This is a genomic window from bacterium (assembly GCA_041648665.1).
In the GTDB taxonomy this organism is placed as follows: Bacteria; UBA10199; UBA10199; order 2-02-FULL-44-16; family JAAZCA01; genus JAFGMW01.
The window spans coordinates 1-3,544 of sequence record JBAZOP010000177.1 but is presented as its reverse complement, the minus strand read 5'-3'; the positions used below and the strand labels follow the sequence as shown (position 1 = coordinate 3,544).

Annotated in this window: 4 protein-coding genes; all 4 read right to left on the bottom strand. The window is 58.6% G+C overall.

What is annotated here, in order from left to right; genetic code table 11:
• Window positions 1-54: 54 nt before the first annotated feature.
• Window positions 55-1,428 (bottom strand): ATP-dependent protease ATPase subunit HslU, encoded by a 1,374-nt coding sequence (gene hslU, locus WC683_20290; protein ID MFA4974950.1) that lies wholly within the window; start codon window positions 1,426-1,428, stop codon window positions 55-57.
• Window positions 1,429-1,439: 11 nt separating this feature from the next.
• Window positions 1,440-1,970, bottom strand: a complete 531-nt coding sequence (hslV, locus tag WC683_20285) for an ATP-dependent protease subunit HslV (GenBank protein ID MFA4974949.1) — start codon at window positions 1,968-1,970, stop codon at window positions 1,440-1,442.
• Window positions 1,971-2,058: 88 nt separating this feature from the next.
• On the bottom strand, window positions 2,059-2,964 hold the full coding sequence (gene xerC, locus WC683_20280; GenBank protein ID MFA4974948.1) for a tyrosine recombinase XerC: 906 nt from the start codon (window positions 2,962-2,964) through the stop codon (window positions 2,059-2,061).
• 52 nt (window positions 2,965-3,016) lie between these two features.
• On the bottom strand, window positions 3,017-3,544 hold a 528-nt coding region (locus tag WC683_20275; GenBank protein ID MFA4974947.1), incomplete at its 5' end, for a hypothetical protein.

The following is a 3,544-nucleotide window of genomic DNA, read 5'->3' as shown; positions in this document are numbered from 1 at the left end:
TGAAGTCGAACATGGTGAGCAGGTGTCTTGCCATCTTTCCTCCGTTATCGACGGTCAGAGAATGTATCTCGAGAGGTCCCTGTCCTTCACTATGTCGGAGAGGTGGTCCCTCACGTATTTTCTATCTATCTTCACTTTCTCGGGAGTCCGATCGGGCGCCGTGAAGGAGAGCTCTTCAAGCAGCTTCTCCATGACGGTGTGAAGCCTCCTCGCGCCTATGTCCTCGAGCTGCGAGTTCACCAGCGCCGCGATCTCCGAGACCTCGCGCAGCGAATCCTCGTCGAAATCGATGTCGATGCCCTCGGTCTTCATCATCGCCTTGTACTGCTTGACCAGCGAATTGTCCGGCTCGGTCAGTATCCTGAAGAAGTCCTCTTTATTGAGTGAGTCAAGCTCCACGCGTATGGGGAAACGGCCCTGAAGCTCGGGTATGAGGTCGCTGGGCTTGGAGACGTGGAACGCCCCGGATGCGATGAAGAGGACGTGGTCGGTCCTCACCACCCCGTACTTGGTGACCACGGTCGAGCCCTCCACTATCGGCAGTATGTCGCGCTGCACGCCCTCGCGCGAGACGTCGGGGCCGAAGCTTCGCTCACCGCCCCTCGGGCTCGCTATCTTGTCGATCTCGTCGAGGAAGACTATGCCGTTCTGCTCCACCTTCTCCACGGCCTGTTTGATCACAGCGTCCATGTCGATGAGCTTCGCCGCCTCCTCCGTCAGAAGGAACTCCAGCGCCTCCGGCACCTTCATCTTCCTGCGCTTGCGGCCGGAAGGCATCATGTTCGAGAACATGTCGCGCAGATTGGAGCTCATCTCCTCAAGGCTCGTGGCGGCCACGATCTCGACCGGGCCCCTGGGCGCGCGCTGACCGCCGTCGATCTCAACGAACCTGTCGTCGAGGGCCCCTTTGCGCAGCATCCCGCGAAGCCTCTCGCGCGTGGCATGGCGTCTTGCGCCAGCTTCTTCCTGCGTCTGGCCGGGCTCGCCTACCGGCGGCTTTTCCTCGTGCCCCGGAAGAAGCAGGTCCAGGAGCCGCTCCTCGGCCTGCTCGCGCGCCCTCGCCTTCACGAGACCTGACTCCTCCTCGCGCACCATCTTCACCGCAATCTCGGTGAGCTCGCGGATCATGGACTCCACGTCCTTGCCCACGTAGCCCACCTCGGTGAACTTCGAGGCCTCGACCTTGATGAACGGCGCCTCAGCGAGCTTAGCCAGCCTGCGGGCGATCTCGGTCTTGCCCACGCCGGTGGAGCCGATCATGATTATGTTCTTCGGGACTATCTCGTCGCGCAGATCCGGCTCGACCTTGCGCCGGCGCCAGCGATTGCGCAGCGCTATCGCGACCGCCTTCTTGGCCTTGGCCTGGCCTATGATGAAGCGGTCGAGCTCCGAGACCGTCTCTCTGGGTGTGAAATTTTTCTCGATCATGACTTCAAGGACTAGCCCAGCCCCTCCACGTGGATGCGATCGTTGGTGTAGATGCAGATGCCTGAAGCGATGTTCATCGCCTCCTCGACGATCTTTCTGGCGTCGAGGTTCGTGTGTTTCAAGAGCGCCCGCGCGGCTGCCAGGGCGTAAGGCCCGCCGGAACCGATGGCGCTCACGCCGTCGTCCGGCTCGAGCACGTCGCCGGTGCCGGATATCGTAAAAGTCTTCTCCAAATCTGCGACGATCATCATCGCCTCCAGCCTGCGCAGCGCCCTGTCAGTGCGCCAGTCCTTGGCCAGCTCGACAGAGGCCCTGGTCAGCGCCCCCCTGTGCTCCTCGAGTTTGGCCTCGAAACGCTCGAAGAGCGTGAACGCGTCGGCGCTGGAGCCGGCGAACCCCGCCAACACCCGTCCATCCCGCATGGTGCGTATCTTATTCGCAGTCTGTTTGAGCACTGTGTTGTTGAAGCTCACCTGGCCGTCGCCGGCGATCGCAACCTTCCCGTCGCGGCGCACGCACAAAATCGTAGTGGAATGGAACATGGCCTCTCCCTCTGTCAGGGGGAGTTGCATATCAGGATTTTAGACTAAATCAACCCTTCGACTATGCTCAGGGCTAAGGAAGTGCTGATCAGGCCTTTGGATGCGACTGGTCGTAGGTCTTCATGAGGTTCTCGATGCCCACATGCGTGTATTTCTGCGTGGTCGAGAGGCTCGAGTGACCCAGCAGCTCCTGTATGCCCCTCATGTCGGCGCCCGCGCCCAGGAGGTGCGTGGCAAAGGTATGCCTGAGCACGTGCGGCGTGATCGTCTTCTGCACGCCGCAGCGGCGCATGTACTTCGCGATGAGCCTCTCGATGTAGCGCGCCGTGAGCCTGCCGCCGTGGCGGTTGACGAAAAACGCCTTTTCCTGACCCCGATCAACTATGAGAGAAGATCTCTTGTTGAGATAATCCACGAGGGCCAGACAGGCCTTTTCACCCACCGGCACTATGCGCTCCTTGCGTCCCTTTCCCAACACCCGGACCATGTGCGTCTTGAGATCTATGTGTTCGATATCCAGGCCCACGAGTTCGCTCACGCGAAGCCCTGAGGCGTATAACAATTCGAGTATCGCACGGTCCCTGACGCCGAGGGCGCCTTCATCTGCTGCTGAATCCATGAGTGCGAAGACCTCATCGACCGTAAGAAACTTAGGAACCCTTTTTGGTATCTTCGGGGTCGCCACTTCCTTGGCAGGATTCGTTTCAATCAAGCTTTGTTTCATGCAATAGTTAAAGAAAGTTCTCAAAGAAGCGAGCTTCCGCGCAATGGAAGATGCACTCCACTCATTCCACATCTTTGACATGAAATCGCGTATCACCGAGGCATCTATCTTGCCGATATACGCCTCTCCCTTGCTGGATATGCCAGTATAGCGGCTTTCGAGATAATTCAGGAATTGATGCAGGTCTACGAGATAGTTCTTGCATGTATGGGGCGACACGTCCCGTTCATGCTTTAAATATGAAGAAAAACGGTCAATTAAAGTCTTCATGCAGTTTCCCTCCCCCAGGATTGGAGGGATTCTACAAGAACTATATTTTAAATCAATAAATTTGTCGTATAAGGGGGCGGGCTGTGGAAAAGATAGCTAGGAGCAAGAAAACAATGGAGATTATAGCAATTCCAGCATCATGATTATCATCCAATGATCCGGCCATGAGCGAACAGGCGGCGCCATCCTGCGGATATGCAGGGCCCTCTCCGGGTCCGGAGGATTTCTCCTCATCGTCTGCGGTACCCCCGGTCGAACCGGCATCAGCCGCAGGCTCAGGGCAGAGCTCGGCCTCGTTGTCATAGATGTCGGGGATGCCGTTGGCGTTGGCGTCGAGCCAGCCGCCCTCCTGCGCATCAGGGCACCCGTCGTTGTCCGAATCGTCGTCCCTGGCGTTGGGAACGCCGTCGCAGTCCAAGTCGCTGATGGTCTCCGGCGGCATGCACTCGCCCTCGCCCTGAACGATGAGATAGTCGAAATCAGGCAGACCATCGCCGTCGTAATCGCCCCTGGCCTCAACCCCGTCCTCAAGGCCGTCGCGGTCGGTGTCCATTACCGAGGGATCTGTCTCATCCGGATC

Coding starts and splice junctions, on each gene's coding strand:
- hslU (MFA4974950.1), bottom strand. CDS start 1,428: ATGATCGAGAAAAATTTCACACCCAGAGAGACGGTCTCGGAGCTCGAC.
- hslV (MFA4974949.1), bottom strand. CDS start 1,970: ATGTTCCATTCCACTACGATTTTGTGCGTGCGCCGCGACGGGAAGGTT.
- xerC (MFA4974948.1), bottom strand. CDS start 2,964: ATGAAGACTTTAATTGACCGTTTTTCTTCATATTTAAAGCATGAACGG.